Source organism: Sorangium sp. So ce1335 (assembly GCF_051521615.1).
Taxonomy (GTDB): domain Bacteria; phylum Myxococcota_A; class Polyangia; order Polyangiales; family Polyangiaceae; genus Sorangium.
Genome location: NZ_CP150363.1, coordinates 565,578 through 581,008 on the forward strand (window position 1 = coordinate 565,578; position 15,431 = coordinate 581,008).

The 15,431-nt window shown below is 74.8% G+C and carries 11 protein-coding genes; 3 read left to right on the forward strand and 8 right to left on the reverse strand.

The genetic code is table 11. The features are described from left to right. Positions 1–273 precede the first annotated feature (273 nt). From WMF24_RS01995 to WMF24_RS02005, 3 genes are all read left to right on the forward strand, one after another. On the forward strand, positions 274–1,437 hold the full coding sequence (locus WMF24_RS01995; RefSeq protein ID WP_437734641.1) for an alpha/beta hydrolase: 1,164 nt from the start codon (positions 274–276) through the stop codon (positions 1,435–1,437). A gap of 76 nt (positions 1,438–1,513) precedes the next feature. Beyond that, positions 1,514–2,734, forward strand: coding sequence for a GNAT family N-acetyltransferase (locus tag WMF24_RS02000; RefSeq protein ID WP_437734642.1), 1,221 nt, complete (start codon positions 1,514–1,516; stop codon positions 2,732–2,734). A 64-nt stretch (positions 2,735–2,798) separates the two neighbouring features. Then, complete coding sequence (locus WMF24_RS02005) at positions 2,799–3,320, forward strand: J domain-containing protein (protein ID WP_437734643.1); 522 nt, start codon at positions 2,799–2,801, stop codon at positions 3,318–3,320. 298 nt (positions 3,321–3,618) lie between these two features. Here the strand turns inward: WMF24_RS02005 and WMF24_RS02010 are convergent, their stop codons facing one another. From WMF24_RS02010 to WMF24_RS02045, 8 genes are all read right to left on the reverse strand, one after another. After that, positions 3,619–6,900, reverse strand: coding sequence for a protein kinase domain-containing protein (locus tag WMF24_RS02010; protein WP_437734644.1), 3,282 nt, complete (start codon positions 6,898–6,900; stop codon positions 3,619–3,621). Between the two features lie 57 nt (positions 6,901–6,957). Next, positions 6,958–7,749 carry a hypothetical protein gene (locus WMF24_RS02015; protein WP_437734645.1) on the reverse strand — a complete coding sequence of 264 codons (792 nt, stop codon included), beginning with the start codon at positions 7,747–7,749 and terminating at the stop codon, positions 6,958–6,960. Between the two features lie 457 nt (positions 7,750–8,206). After that, the gene (locus WMF24_RS02020; protein WP_437734646.1) at positions 8,207–8,917 is read right to left on the reverse strand and encodes a redoxin family protein; all 711 of its coding nucleotides are present in this window, start codon (positions 8,915–8,917) and stop codon (positions 8,207–8,209) included. 38 nt (positions 8,918–8,955) lie between these two features. Beyond that, positions 8,956–9,846 (reverse strand): hypothetical protein, encoded by an 891-nt coding sequence (locus tag WMF24_RS02025; protein WP_437734647.1) that lies wholly within the window; start codon positions 9,844–9,846, stop codon positions 8,956–8,958. Between the two features lie 2 nt (positions 9,847–9,848). After that, positions 9,849–10,805: a phosphatase PAP2 family protein gene (locus WMF24_RS02030; protein ID WP_437734648.1), complete on the reverse strand. Its 957-nt coding sequence runs from the start codon at positions 10,803–10,805 to the stop codon at positions 9,849–9,851. 16 nt (positions 10,806–10,821) lie between these two features. Then, on the reverse strand, positions 10,822–11,178 hold the full coding sequence (locus WMF24_RS02035; protein ID WP_437734649.1) for a cupin domain-containing protein: 357 nt from the start codon (positions 11,176–11,178) through the stop codon (positions 10,822–10,824). A 111-nt stretch (positions 11,179–11,289) separates the two neighbouring features. After that, entirely contained in the window at positions 11,290–13,047 is a 1,758-nt protein-coding gene (locus tag WMF24_RS02040) for a DUF4139 domain-containing protein (RefSeq protein ID WP_437734650.1), read from the reverse strand. Positions 13,048–13,066: 19 nt separating this feature from the next. Continuing rightward, a complete protein-coding gene (locus WMF24_RS02045; RefSeq protein WP_437734651.1) occupies positions 13,067–15,415 on the reverse strand; it encodes a DUF4139 domain-containing protein in 2,349 nt (782 codons plus the stop codon). Positions 15,416–15,431 lie beyond the last annotated feature (16 nt).

A 15,431-nucleotide genomic window follows, 5' to 3' on the forward strand; every position in this document is an offset into this window, starting at 1 on the left:
GGGGGAGGGTACACGAGACGCAGCGTTGTGTGGCGCCCCCGGGCCGCCCATGGCGGAGCTTTTTCCGGCATGACGGCCGTTGCCGGGGGGGGGCGCGCGGTGCGGCGGGCGGCGCAGGAGGCGCGCGCGGCGCGGCAGAGCGCGCTCGCCAGGCCCGGCATCGGAGGTGATACGACGCCGGCGCGGGAAACTTCGACGGCCTGCGCCTCCAGCACGGCAGCGGTCGAGACGCGAGGTTGCGCACAGCGCAATGATCCGCAATAGACGGAAAGGATGATCCTTCACCAGTCCCAGGTGGAGCAGACGGTCGACCGCGATGAGCGGGACAGGTTCATCAAGGAGCTCGTGGTGGTGCGGGTTCGCAGCACCGCGGCCGAGGTGGCGCCGGCGAGCCGCGGCATCGAGGGGGCGCGCGCGCCGGGGGGGGAGGACCCGGTTGTCGACCGGGAGCTGGTGGTCCACGACGTGCCGCTCGCGATGGTCCGGAAGCGGAGCGCGCGGCTGCGGAGCACGGTGGCGAGCGTGCTGCTGGTCCACGGGTACGGCCAGAACCGGTACATCTGGCACCTGCCGTCGCGGAGCTTCTCGAACTACCTGGCGCGGGCGGGCTTCGACGTCTTCAACCTGGATCTGCGGGGGCACGGGCGATCGCGGCACCTCGGGGCGCGGCGGCCGGCCCACGTCACGGACTTCGTCCGCGAGGACGTGCCGGCGGCGATCGAGGAGGTCCGGCGCATCTCGGGCCCGCGGCCGGTGTACCTGATCGGGCACTCGCTCGGGGGTCTCATCAGCTACGCGACAGCGCCGACGATGGGCGACGCGGTGGGGGGGATCGTCACGCTGGGGAGCCCGTACCTGTTCACGCACGGCTCGCGCGCGCTCGCGCTGCTCGGCCGGCTGATGTTGACGGTCGACCGCCGGGTCCCGCTCGGGCAGGGGGCGCTGGCGCTCTCGGCGTGGGGCGAGCCGTTCCGGTTCGTGCGCGCGTTCGTCGAGAGCCCGATCTTTCCGCTGCCGATCCGGGGGTTCGTGCCGGGCTCGATGGAGACGCGGGTGCTCACGCAGCACATGTCGCTGGCCATGGACAGCGGCAGCATCACGGTGCTGCGGAACATGTTCCTGGACGCGGCGGCGTCGCGGAAGAGCGGCCACCACATGGGGAGCCTCTTCGGGTACGCCAGGGCGTTCGAGGGCCTGGATCTGCCGCTCCTCGTCGTCGCCGGCGCGTTCGACGACCTCGCGCCGCCGGCGTCGGTGAAGCCGGCGTACGACTTCAGCCTTTCCTCGGACAAGACGTACCGCGAGTTCCCGCGCGGCCACCTCGACATCGTCGTCGGCCGGGACGCGCCGCTCACGGTCTGGCCGCTCATCGAGGCGTGGCTGAAGACGCGCGTCCGACGGGCGGCGGCGCGGGAGCGCGAGCGGTTGAGCGCATAGGGGCGGGAGCCTCTCCCGGGCCGCGGAACCTTGCCCGCGCTCCCGGGACGCGCAGCTCCTTTGCTATGGTCGCCGCATGAACATCGAGCTCCGGCAGTTGACCGCCGATCAACACGGCGAGGCGGCTCATCCCATCCTCACCGCGTTCGGCGCGATGGTGAACCCCGAGCGGTTGGAGGGGATGATGCGCCTCACGGAGCTCTCGTCGCGCATCGGCGCGTACGACGGCAACACCATCGTCGGCGCCGCGGGCTCGTTCTCGTTCACGATGACGACGCCCGGCGGCGCCGTCCCCGTCGCCGGGCTCACGATGGTCGCGGTCATGCCGACGCACCGCCGCCGCGGCATCCTCACGTCCCTCATCCGCCGCCACCTCGACGACGCGCGCGCCGAGGGGCGGCCGATCTCCGCGCTCTGGGCCACGGAGGGCACCATCTACGGCCGCTTCGGCTACGGCCTCGCGTCCCAGGCGTGCTCCATCTCGATCGAGCGGGATCGCGCCGCGTTCCGCGGGGAGCCGAGCGCGGCGGGCCGCGCGCGGCTGCTCGGAGAGGACGAGGCGCTCGAGGCCTTCGCGCCGGTCTGGGAGCGCGCACGCCCGCTCTCCCCGGGGATGCTCGCGCGCTCGAAGGTGTGGTGGCAGGTCCGCCGGCTGAGCGACAACGACCTCGTCCGCCAGGGAGGCGGCCCGCTCCAGCGCGTCGTCATCGAGGTCGACGGCCGCCCCGAGGCGTACGCGCTCTACTGCCTTCACCACCGGTTTGACGCGTCCACCATCCCGGTCGGCTCGGTCCGCGTGATCGAGGCGGTCGGCGCGACGCCGCTCGGGACCCGGCTCGTCTGGCGGTACCTCTTCGACATCGACCTGGCGCAGCGGATCGAGGCGAGCCTCCTGCCGCCGGACCACCCGCTCGGCCTGCTCGTCGCCGAGCCGCGGCGCCTGCGCCTCACGGCGAGCGACGGGCTGTGGGTGCGCGTCGTCGACGTCGAGGCCGCGCTCGCGGCGCGCGCCTACGGCAGCGGCGAGCTGCTCACCCTCGAGATCATCGACCGCGATTGCCCCTGGAACGCCGGGCGCTTCCGGCTCCACGGGGGCGAGCGGCGCGCGGCGCGCACAACGCAGGCGCCGGACCTCCGCCTCGACATCACGGCGCTCGGCTCGGCGTACCTCGGCGGCGTCTCGTTCCAGGGCCTGGCCGACGCCGGCCAGGTCGAGGCGCTCTCCGGGGACGCCCTCGCGCGCGCCGACCGCCTGTTCCGCGCCGCGCGCGCCCCGTGGTGCCCCGAGATCTTCTGATCGGCCGCCGGGCGCGCCGGCCGCCGCTCGCCGTTCGGGCCGATCCGTGCCACCGTCCGCGGCGATGACGCTCCCGCTCCGCGGCGTCTACGCGGTGACGCCGACGCGCCGCCGCCGCTTCCTGTGGGCCGCCTGGTGGACGGCCGAGCCCGCGCGCGAGCCGTTCCGCCCGCCGGACGCGAGCCAGGGCGGCGCGCGGACCGTGGACGAGGCGCGGGCGCAGGCCGAGCGCGCCGCCGGGCGCCCGCTCGTCGAGATCGCGCCGGCGTGGGCGACGGCCTGGACGCGCATCCTGCGCGGCGAGCCCCCCTGGCCCAGGCCCCGCGCGCGCCGCGAGGCCCCCCCGCCGCCGCCCCCGGGGCCGTCGCGGCGCGCGCCGTCGCGGCCCGCCTCCGCGCGCGGCGCGTCGCCGTTCGCCGTGCTCGGCCTCTCCGAGGCGGCCGGCGCGGACGAGATCCGCCAGGCGTTCCGCCGGCTCGCGCTCGTCACGCACCCCGATCGCGGCGGCGACGCCGGCGAGTTCATGCGCGTCAAGTGGGCCCACGACGAGGCCATGTCCCGGCTGTCGCGCCCGAAGCGCCGGTAGCGGCGCCGGGGCCTCGGTTCAGAGATCCTGCCGGGGCTCTGCCTCTCCAGCGGGGGGAGAAATTTCAACGCAAAGACGCAAAGACGCAAAATGCATGAAATTATTGTCTTTTTTTGCCTTTGCGTTGAATTCTCTCTCCGGATCCCTGGCCCGACACCCGGCATGTGGAACTAGAGCAACAAACGGGTTGAACCCGCCTGAAACGAGCAGAGCTTCGAACCGCCAAGACGCCAAGACATTGTCTTCTTCTTGGCGTTCTTGGCGGTTTATTTCTCGCTAGCTCAACGTGATCGTTGTTCTACGGCCCGCTCGCCTCCGCGACCTTCCTCGCCTCGTCGAGCAGCGGCGCGTGCTCGCGTGCGAGCAGCGGGTTGTCCTGGAGCGCCCGCTCGAGCACGTCGACGGCGCGGCGGGCCAGCTCCAGGCGCAGCGCCCTGTCGCGCTCCGCCTTCGCCTTGAGCAGGAGCAGCGCGCCCTGCTCGGCGCTCGCCGCCGGGTAGGCCGGGTCGATCGCCAGCGCGCGATCGACCAGCGCGAGCCCCGCCTCGACCTCGGCGCGCGCGTCGAGCAGCCCCGGCGCGGCGAGCGCCGCGCGCAGCCGGTGGACCTCGGCCAGCGTCGCGAACATCCTCGCGTCCCCGTCGTTCGCCTCGACGGCGCGGAGCAGCGCCCGCTCCGCGGCGTCGAGCGGCGCCACGGGGATGCGCCCCCGGGACGCGGCCCAGCGCGCCGCGATCAGGTCGACGCCCCCGAGCGCGAGCAGCGCCTCCGCGTTGCGCGGCCGCGCGGCCACGATGCGCTCCATCTCGCCCCGCGCCGCGCGGAGCGCCTCGGTCGGATCCTCGCCGCGCGAGAGAGCCCAGCGCGCCGACTCGGCGAGCGCGAGCGCCGTCCCCTGCTGCGCCTCGAGGTCCTCCGGGCTGAGGTGCGACGCCGCGACGTAGCCGTCGAGCGACCGCGCGAGCGACACCTCCGGGCTCCGGCCGGTGAGCCGCTCGTACCGGCCCTGGATCAGGTACGCCAGGGCCAGGTTGTTGTACGACTGGTAGCTGTCCGGCCGCAGCCGGAGCGCCTCCTCGAGGTTGTCCATGGCCACCTCGATCGAGGCCTCGGGCGACGCCCCGTGGTCGAGCTCGTAGCGCGCCCGCTGCGCGTGGAACCACCCCTGGTTCAGGCGCGGCGGCGCGTCGTTCGGGGCGATCTCGATCGCCCGCTCGATGTGCGACGCGCTGAGCTCGAAGAGGCGGATCGGGTCGGCGCCGCGGGACGCGCTGTACTCGGCCATCATGCCGAAGGCGATGCCCGTGTCGTTCCACGCCCAGAACGAGTTCGGGTCGAGGGCGAGCGACCGCTGCATGCTCTCGATCGCGCGCTCGAGCGACGGCCGCGCGTCGAGCCCGAGCGTGCCCTCGTGCGACGCGATGAGGAAGAAGCTCGCCCCCATCGCGCCGTGCGCCGTCGCGTCCGACGGGTCCCCCTGGATCGCCTGCTCGCTCGCCGCGATCGCCTGGGTCAGGTCCGGCCGCGGGTCCACGCCCCTCGACAGGTCCCGCCGGGCCCGGTGCACGTGGGCCCAGGCCTTCTTCGCGTGCGCCCCGCTCGCGCCCGGGCTCGCGCGGAGCGCCCTGTCGCAGCGGTCGATGACCTGCGCGAAGAGCTGCTCCACGTCGCCGCCGTGCTGCGCCTCGATCAGCAGGATCTCGCTCAGGGCGCTCGCGGTCGCCTCGTGGACGTCGGGGTCGCTCTCGGCCATCAGCGCCGCCGCGTCGTACGACGCGACGGCGGCCCGGAACTCGACGAGCGCCGCGGCGTGGTCGCCGGCGTCCCGCGCCGCCGCCCCCTTCGCGAACAGGACGTCGCCCTCCAGCTTCTTCGCCTCGTACTCCCAGGGCGACCGCGCGAACGCCCGCCGCGCGTCGCCGAGCGCCTCGTCGAAGCGCCCCTCGTAGAGCTCGATCAGCGCCGCGGCGTACGCCGACGGCTCCGCGGCCGACCTCACGCTGTTGCGCAGGTACCTGATCGCCGGCCCCTTGTGCCGCTCCTCGAGCTCGATCTGCTGCGCGGACCGCTCCCCCTTGTCGGCGACGCGCCGCGCCCGGTCGAGCCCCTTCCGGTAGAGCATCCCGTGCGCGAGCCCGGCCGCGAACTTCGCCTCCCGCGGGGCATACCCGCTCGCGAGCGCCGCCTCCAGGTGCCGCAGCGCCTCCTCGGGCTCGTGCAGCGCCAGGTGCCCGCGCCCGAGCGCGTAACGGCCCGGCCCCTCGACGAGGTCGCCCGCGGCCCCGCGCATCGCCTGCATCTTCCGGTCGATCTCGCCCATGCGCGCGCGGATGACCTCCTTCTCGCGCGACACGTCGTGGAGGGGGAGCGCGTACGCGTAGCGCATGAACAGCTCCATCTCCTTCACGTCCTGACCGAAGCCCTGGGCCAGCGACGCCACGTGCGCCGCGAGCTCGGCCTGGCGCGCGGCGGCGAGCCTCGCGCGGAGGGCGACGGCGCCCGACAGCGAGAGCACGACGAGCGCCGCGGCGCCCGCCGCGACCGCGAGCCGGTGCTTCCTCGCCCGCTTCAGCGCGCGGTACACGAGGCTCCGCGGCCGCGCGTCGATCGGCTCGCCCTCGAGATAGCGCCCGAGATCGAGGGCGAGCGTCTTCGCGGAGTCGTACCGCCGCTGAGGCTCCTTCTCGAGGCACTTCATCACGATGGTCTCCAGATCGACAGGTATCCCCTCGTCGATCTGGCGCGGCGGCACGGGACGCTCGTTCACCACCCGCCAGATGAGGCTCGTCATCGACGGATCGACGAACGGCGGGCGCCCGGAGAGGACCTCGTAGAGCGTCGCGCCGAGGCAGTAGACGTCCGTGCGGCGGTCGAGCTGGCGCTGCCCCCCGGACACCTGCTCCGGCGCCATGTACGCGGGCGTCCCTTCATCGCTCGTCGTCGTCCGCCCGTCCGCCCCGATGTCGCGCGCGAGCCCGAAATCGAGGAGATAAGGCCGGAAGGCGCCGCTTTCGGTCCGCTCGACGAGGATGTTCGCCGGCTTGATGTCGCGGTGGATCAGCCCGAGCCGGTGGGCGGCGTGGAGGCCGTCCGCCACGTCGGCGACGATCTTGAGCCGCTGCTCGAGCGACATGTGCTGCGCCACGCGGTGCAGCGGCTGGCCGTCGATGTACTGCATGGCGATGAACGGCTGGCCCTGCGCCTCGCCGACCTCGTACACCTTGCAGACGTTCGGGTGCTCGACCCGGGCCTGGGCCCGCGCCTCCCAGACGAAGCGCTGGGCGAGCTCCGGATCGTTGCCCCGGATGAGCTTGATCGCCACGTACCTCTGGAGTCGGGGATCCCTGGCCTTGTAGACCGTCCCCATTCCCCCCTTGCCGATGAGCGACACGCACTCATAGCGATCCCAGTCGCGGATCGGAAACCGGATCGGCGTGCGCGAGGAGGGCGGATCGACGCAGACGAACACCGTGTCCTGCGCGGCGCCCGGGCCCTCCGACGGAACGGGCGCTGCGGACGACACGGCCGCCGGCCTCGCCGCGTGCGCGCTCTCCGGGGCCGCTCTTCCCATTCGGCTCATGACTCGGACCCTTCTCGACAGCAAAGGCGGAGCCCCCGGGGGCTCGGGGCCCGGATTCTATTCGAGGAAGGTCGTGATGACCTCCGTCGAACCGCTGCACGCTGCATAGCCCATCGCCGGGTCGCCTGCGGCCGAGCAGGCGGAAGAGCAGTCTCCCGTCCGCTGGATGATGCCGCACCCGACGACCCCCGCGCCGGTGTCATGCCCTGTCGCACACGATCGGCTCCTCGCGCGCGAGCGCTCCAGGTTGTCCGGGACGTGGCATGTGTAGAGCGCCGGCGTGTCGCTGAACAGGTTGCCCCAGAACGCGCCCTCCCTGACGGCGAAGGCGCCGCGCTCCTCGGCGCCGGCGCCCAGCTGCGCGCTCGCCTGCGAGCGCATCGAGACCATCACGGGCGCGCCGGAGCGGTTGGTCCGCGCGGCGATGCAGGCCGAGACCCACCGCTGCTTGACCGGAGAGAGCGGCCCGTCCGCCCATTCCGGAGCGAGCCCGACGGCCCCCCGGTGCTCCTCCGCGCCGCCCGGCCCGTCGAGCGTGATCGCCTGCGATCGATCGAGCGCGCACCCGACCGCATAACGGATGAAGTCGCGGGACACGGCCCCTTCGAGCGCCTGGACCCGGAGAGCGCGCAGGGCGGTGGACGGTATCGAGTCCGGCCTGAGCGCATTCGGCCATATCCCGTTCGATACGACGCCGCTCGACCAGGGCTCGCCCGGCGCCGGGATGACCGACTCCTCCTCTCCGGTCGACAGGAGTTGGGCCGTCGCCGCGAGGCGCCCCTCCTCGAACACGTCCGGAGCGCAGCCGCACACAAGGGCAAGGAGCAGCGTGGACATCAACCTTCGCATCAGCACCTCCCTTGGCAGGCCCCCGGCGCATGGCCGCGAATCGCCATCGTCCTGGATCGCCTGGGTCGCTTGCCAGTGAGCGTCTTGGGTCGTGAGCGCCTGGCGATACGACAGCGCTGCCGTACGACGGTAAACCGGGGTTTACGTCCATGTCAATACCCGGACGCGTCGTGTCGCCGCGCTCTGCAGGCTTCCAGTATGGCGCGAGCCTGCGACGCTGGCTACGCGGTGATCGCTGCGCGCGGCAGCGAGGTGGGCGGGTGTTCTGATCGGAGGAGAGAGCCCGGCGAGGAAAGATGCCAGCGTGGAATACGGCTGGTGTGGAAAGCGGCCGGAGAGGAAAGACGCCAGCGCAGCGAGGTGCGCGCCGCCCGCGTCACGGGTCGATGGCTGCGGCGCGACATGCGGCCAAGGTGGGTCAAGCTGCGATGTCGCGCCTGGCCCGCCGGACCGCACCTCAGTACTTGACCGTGCAGCCGAACGCCTCGGTCTCTTTCGTGGAGATCGGCTTGCCGGCGGCGAGCTCGGCCAGCGCGGCCTCGACGTAGTTCGTGACCTGCTCGCCCGGCTCGGGCTCACCGCCCTTCGTGCTGTCGATCGCGCCCGCGTAGACGAGCGTGCCCTGCGGGTCGATGATGACCATGTGCGGTGTGCGCTGGGCGCCGTAGGCGCGCCCGACATCGCCCTTCTCATCGACGAGGATCGGGTAGCTCATCCCGAACTCGCCCTTGGCCTTCACGTTGTCTTCCCTGGCGGCGCCCTGCTTGCCGGGAGCGCCGGAGTTGACGGCGAGCCACACGACGCCCTTGGCCATCTGCTGCGCGGGCACGTCCTTCAGGCCGCCCTTGCGGTGCGCGAGCTGCACGAACGGGCAACCGGGGTTGAACCACTCGAGAACGACCGTCTTGCCCTTGTGGTCGGCGAGCTTGACCGGCTTGCCGTCGAGGTCCGGCAGCGTGAAATCCGGCGCGGGCTGGCCGACCTTCGCCGGACCTGCGCTTCCCGGGTTCGCCGCCGGCGCGTCCGGGGCCTTCGCGGCCTCCGTCCTGGCAGGCTGCTGCGCCGCGGCGCTCGTCGCCGCGGGGGCAGAGGGCGCGCTGGCGTCGCCGGGCTGGGTGCACGCCGCGAGCGACGCGGCGAGGAAGGTCAGGGGGACGAGCTTGTTCATGCCGGGACGATTACCACGCCGCGTGCCCGGCGCCTCGATCACGGGAACTCCGGCCACCGATCGCCGGTGGCCCACCGGTACCGCAGGCCGAGCTGCCCGAGATCCGCGCCCAGCAGGCCGAGCCGGTCGGGCGTCGCCGCCACCACCATCACCGTCGCCACCGCGTCCAGGTGGTGTGTCAGCGAGATCGCCAGCACCGGGCCGAGGCGCACGATGACGCTCTCGCGGCCCGGGTTGCCGAGCACCTCGGCGGCGGCGCCGAGCCGGAGCTCGCCGAACCGGTCCATCTCCCCCATGTAGCCGAGCCGGGCGCGGTAGAGATACGGCGGCTTCATCACCGTGTGGAGCGCCTCCTCGTAGAGGTAGTAGCCCCGCGGCGTCCCCAGGACCGCGTAGCCCGTCGCGACGCCGAACAGGCTGCCTCCGAGCAGCGGTATCGAGCCCGAGACCTCGATCTCTCCGGCGACGTAGCGCGACCGGGGGCCCTGCATGAGCTCGGTCTCCCTGCGCGTGTACGACGCCCGCGGCTCGAGGAAGTGCTGCGTCGTCGAGAACGCGTACCGCGCGCCGCCGCGGATCTCCAGCTGGGGCAGGGCCGCGCGCAGCCCGACGTACTCCGCGCCGCCGGACGGCGAGACGCTCGAGTACCCCTCGACCCCGATCCACGACCAGTGAGGCCGTCCGACGCCGAGCGCGAGGCTCGGCCTGAAGTAGATGACGCCGAGCTCGAGGACCGCGGAGACGAACGGGCGCGCGGCCGCGCTCCGCGCCCAGTACGAGCGCTTCTGCAGGAGGTCGATCCCCGCGGACACCGACGGCGGATCGCTGGCGGGCGGCGGCAGGTCGGCCGGGTCCTGGGCGACGGCCGCGGCGGGCGCGAGGGCCAGCGCGGCGAGCGTCGCGGCGGCGAGCGTGCGTCGACGCGCCATCGCTAGAACCTGCCCACCAGGTACCCGCCGAGCGGCGCGGGCACGAAGCCGATCGAGACCGCCTCCGCGCGCGGCGGGCCGGCCGCCGCGGCGCCGCCGCGGTAATGAAGGAGCCACGGGACCCCGAAGCCCGTCAGGGTGCCGACGGCCGCGCCCGTGAGCGCGTCGGTCGCGAAGTGCTGGTCCGAGACGACCCGCAGCGTCGCCACGGCGGCCGCCGCGCCGAGCGACGCGGCGCACGCGAGCGCGTCGGGCGCGCCGCCGCCGTAGAGGGGCAGGTGCATGTGGTGCGAGCACATGAGCCCCGCCGCCGTGAACGCCGTCGAGCTGTGGCCGCTGAAGAAGCTCCGGTACCGCTTGCTCCCACGGCAATCGCGGTCCTGCTCCTCCTCGGGCCCGACGCACGCGGCGCGGTAGGGGCGCTCGCGGCTCGTGAGCCCCGCGACGAGGCCGTTGACGGCCGCGTTCAGCGCGAGCGCCTCGATGTCGATCATCGCGATCTCCCACGCGACGCTGCCGCGCCCGTGCCCCCACCAGGCCACGAGCAGGGCGTCCACCGCGAGCTGGTTCGTCATCAGCGTGAGCAGGAGATCGCTCGCGTCCCGCGCCATCTCGCGCTGGCGGTCGCTGCGGATCCGCAGGGCGTCGCGCGCGGCGCCGTCGAAGCCGCTCACGGCCCTCCACCGGCCCTCCACCGGCGGGATGGCCAGCGTCGCGAAGGCGGTCGCGGCGAAGAGCCCCGTGGCCACGTACTCGCTCGCGCGGAAGCGCGGCCAGCTCGGGTCCCACTCGAGCTCGGGCCGCGCGGCCTCGCGCCCGGGCGGCGCCGGGCCGGGGGGCGCCGCCGCGGCGCCGCCGGCGCGCGCCGCGGGATCGTCGGCCCGCGCCGCCGGCGCGCCGAGCAGCGCCGCCGCGGCGATCGCGCCGGAGGCCAGCCGCAGCGCTGCAGTGCACCTCAAGGAGCGGACCGCGCGATCAGAAATCGGGGTGGCCGATGACGAGGAACTCGAGCGGCCCGGCGCCCGCGTTGCGCAGCCCGTGGTGCACGTTCTTCTCGACGTGCATCATCTGGCCGGGGCCGAGGGGCACCTCGCGGTCGCCGATGATGCCGAGCGCCTTGCCGGCCAGGATGTAGATGGTCTCCGTCGTGTCGGTGTGGAGCTCGCGCGAGATCTCACAGCCGGGCTCCATCTTGCCCTTGTAGAAGCCGAAGCCGTCCCCGCGGTGCCTTCCCAGCAGCTGGGCGAAGAAGACGCCTCGGTTGGGCAAATACTCCATGACGTCTTGCTCGGCCGCGGTGAGCACCACGGCCCCATCGATCTGCTGCCTCATGGCAACCCTCCTTCCACGCGAATGAAGCTGCTGGAGAATCCACCAGTTACAGAAGCTTACGGCGCTTTGTCAACGGCGGCCCGCGGGCGGACGCTGCAGTGGCGGCGCGTTTCAGAATGGCAATACGACGCTCGCACCCGCGCGGAGCTCGTAGCTGAATGACATCGTCTTCAGCCCTTTCGGGGGCAGCTCGACGCGGCTGCGGAGAAACCCGTCCTTCTCGTCCAGCGTCCATCCGACGGCCTCGACGAGCGCGACCTCCACCTCGGCCACCTCGCTGACGGGAATGCGCTCGGTGACGAGCACCCGCCTGGCAATGCTGGAGAGATTGGAAAGCGAGAGCTTCACGCACCGGCGGATCTTGCGGCTGCCGGTGATCGCCGAGGTGTCCTGCTCCTCGTCCACGGTGCGCCGCACGCGCACAGCGTCATCCATCCCGAAGCCGATCTCGAACGGCTCGCCGGCGCCGACGAAGTCGATCCGGGCGCGTCCGACGAGGCTGCCGCCGCGCGCGATCTGCACCGGGCCGGCGAGCAGCGGGCGCGGTCTCCCGGCGCCGCCCTTGCCGGCGCTGCCGGCGTCGAGCGTCGCTGTCGCGCGCAGGTGCGCCGCGGGGTGGGCCTCGGGGTACAGCACGAGCGCGAGCTCGGCCGGGAGCGAGCGCCGCGCGATCTCCACGCGGAGGGGGCGGCCGTCGGAGGGCAGGGTGACCGGCTCGGCGGCCTCGAAGACGAGCGGCTCGCCCCCGTCGTCGACGCCGGGCATCTCGTCGACGGCGCGCGCCCCGCGGTCGAGCCCGGCCGCGGCGATCGCCTGGTCGCGCGCCTCGACGACGACGCGGCGGCGCTCGAGGTCCGTCTTGCGCCGCAGCCGGAGGACATCGTCGGCGAGGAGCGGCGCCTCGGCGCTCCGCGCCGGCCGCGCCGTCGAGAAGCGCGCGGCGACGTTCTCCCAGGCCTCGCCCGTCGCCTGCCACGCCGTCGCCCAGGTGGTGAGCTCGACCGAGCCGCCCGCCCCCTGCGCCGCGCCCGCGGCGCTGGTTGCCCCCGCTGCGCCCGCTGCGTCGGCGGAGAGCCGCGCCAGGTGCTCGGGGCGCCAGACCGCGCACGCGACGCGGTACGTCAGCTCGAGCTCGACGGGCTGCGGCGCGGCGGCGTGGATCTCCACCTCGATGACCGCCTCGTAGCGCGGCTGCTCGCGCGACCCCTCGCGCAGCCGCGCCGCGGCGCGCCGGGCGTCGTCCAGCGCGCGGGCCCGCGCCGCGCGCGCCTCGGCCGACGCGGCGAGCGCCTCGTCGAGCGCCGCGCGCAGCGCCTCGACGCCGGCGCGCCACGACGCGAGCCGCGCGGGCTCGCCCGCGTCCTTCGGGACCTCGCTCATCGCCTGCGCCCACGTCGCGAGGAGCTGGTCGAGGTGCGCCTCGCGGCGCGCCGCCCGGTCGCGCGCGAGCTCGGCCGCCGCGGCCCGCCGGGACGCCTCGCGCCGCTCGCGCTCCAGCGCGTCGATCGCCTCCCGCCCGAGCGCCGCCTCCCGGTGCGCCCGCCACCGCACGCGCGCCGCCGTCACCCGGACCGCGCCGCCCGGGCCCCCCGCCGGCGCGACGCGCGCCTGCACGGTGCGCTCGTCGACGAACACCGACACGCCGCCGATCGCGACCCACTGCGCCCCGGCCGCGACCTCGACGCGCGCCGTGCGCACGACCTCGGCGCGATCCTCGAACAGCGTCACCGCGCGCGCCGCGCTCGGGTGGGGCGCGCGCTCGGCGGCGAGGCCCGCGCCGGCGCTCCCGCCCGCGGCGCTCGCTGCGCCCGCGCCCCCCTCGCCGGCGCCCCGTTCAGCCTGGCCCGAACCGTTCGCATCGCTTGCCATGGCTCGCTCGTTTCCCCAGTTATTCCCGTCGGTTACCGCCGACGACCTCGCTCTTCGACGAGAACACGACCCGGTAGGTGAAGGCCACGGAGGCCTTGCCGCCGGGCGCGAGCGGCACGCGCCAGCGCAGCCCGCCGCGCACGGGCTCGCCGAGCTCCTCCTGCGTGTACGGCTCGGCCTTCGGCTGCGACGAGAGCAGCTTGATCTCGACGTCCTTGTCGTCGGTCACCGGGATGCGGTCGAGGACCTCGACCTCGACGCCCACCCCGAGCGACGAGGAGAGCTCGATGGTGACCGCGTGCTCGACGGCGAGCGAGCCGCCGAGCAGGCCGGCGCTCGCCTCGTCCACGCGCGCGTTCCTCGCGACGCGGAGCCGCTCCTCGACGCCGAGGCCGGCGCGCAGGACGCCGCCCCGGTCGACGTGCCCGAGCGCGGACTGCGCGGCGAGGGCGCCGTCGACGAAGATCTCGACCGGCCCGTCGAGGAGCGGGGCGTCGAACGGGTTCTCGACGCGCGCCTCGCGGTAGACCTCGGCGGCCTCGCGCGGCACGGTCACGAACCGGGGCGTCGCGGAGGCGCGCGCGGCGCTCAGGGCGACGCGGTGGAGCCTGCCGTTCGACGGCACGTCGGCGGCGCCCTCGCCGACGTAGAGGTGGTCGAACTGCCCGCGCGACGCGCGCGGGTCCACCGCGCGGGGCGGGGCGGGGAGGTCCATGACGTCCGTCTCCGCCCGCCGCGCGAGGCGCCGCGAGGCCCGGGACCCCTCGCGCGTGAGCCGGCCGCGCTGCGGGCCCGCGCCGGGCAGGTGGAGCGCGTCGAAGTCGAGCCATTCCTCGACGAGCGCCGGCTCGAGCGGCGCCGGGGCCGCGCCGCCGCCCTCGGGCGCCTCGGCGTCGGCGAGCGCGTCGTCGAGCAGGCCGGCCGCGAGCTCGGCGGACCCTGCGAAGGCGCCCCTCGGGGCCGGGGGCGCGCTCGCCTGGGGCGACGCCGGCGGCGGGGCCCCGTAGCCCCCGCCGAACGACGGCAGCGACAGCGACAGCCCGCGCGCCTTGCTGCGCGCCGGCGCGGGCATCGGCATCGGCATCGGCGCGGCCATCTGTACCGGCGCGGCCATCATCGGGGGTGGCGGTGGCGGCGCGAAGGCCGCGCCGGGCGCCGCCGCCGGCGGGCGGGCGGTGGTCGGCGGCGGGGGCGCGTCGGTCGACGGCGCCCTCCGCGCCATCTCGAGCAGCTCCTCGCCGGCCATGCGGGCGTCGCCCGCGAGCCCGGCCGGTCCCAGCGCGCGCTCGGCCTCGCCCTGCTCGCGCGCGGGCGGCGGGAGCTCCGGCGGCGCGCCCTTCGTCCGCGCGGCGGGCGCGGGGAGGGCGGCGACGAAGCGGTCGAACCCCTCGAACATGGCGTCGAGCCCCTCGGGCGCGGGGCGGTAGCCGCGGCGCGGGGGGCGCTGCGCGCGGCTGAGCCGCAGCGACGCGAGCTCCGGCAGCCGCGTGTCCTGCACGAGCTCGGCGGTGGAGAGCGCGAGGCGCACGTCCTTCCAGTCCTCGCCGGAGGCCTGCGCCACGAACGCGTCGAGCTGCAGGGCGACCTCGGTCGCGCCGCGCGAGAACCGCGCCGCGTACGCGGGCCACCAGCGCGCGGCGGGGACCGCGTACTCGAGCCGGAGCGTCGGTCGCCCGTCTGCTTGCCCGCGTGCTTGCCCGTTCGCTTCCCCGTCCGCGCCGTCGCGCGCGGGCGCGAGCCGCACGACGACGTCGAGGCGCGCCGGGTCGCGCTCCTCGACCTCGCCGCTCGGCGCCTGCGCGGCGTCGAGCTGCGCGGCGTGGAGCTCCCTCCGGGCGCGCTCGAGCTCCGCCTCGAGGGCGGCGGCGCGGGCGTCGAGCGCGGCGAGCTCGTCCGAGAGGAGCCCGCTCACGGCGAGCGCGTCCCGGACGCGGGCCGCCGGGTCGCCCGGCCGGAAGCGCCGCGCGAGCTCCGGATCGAGCACGACGTCGGCGAGCCGGTCGCGCCAGCGGCGGACGTGATCGTGCTCGGCCGACAGGCGCTCCAGCGCGAGCTCGAGCTCCCGGAGCTGCGCCGAGAGAGCGCTCCTCGAGACGGGCGCCGGCGGCACGACGAGCCGCGCGCGCACGCCGACGACCTCGCGCGGGGCGCGCGTTGCGCCCGCGGCCCCCGCCTCCTCGCCCGCGGCGGCGACGAGCGCGCGGAAGCTGCCCGGCTCGGCGAGCGGGGTGATCCCCGGCACCGCGATCTCGGTCGCCCCGCGGGGGAGCGCCGCCGCGAGCTCGACGCGGCGGGTGACGATCGCCCCGCGCGCGTACACGACGACGCCCTCGATACGGCTCGCGCACTCGATCCTCTCCGCCGTCATCCGCTCGTCCCTCGCT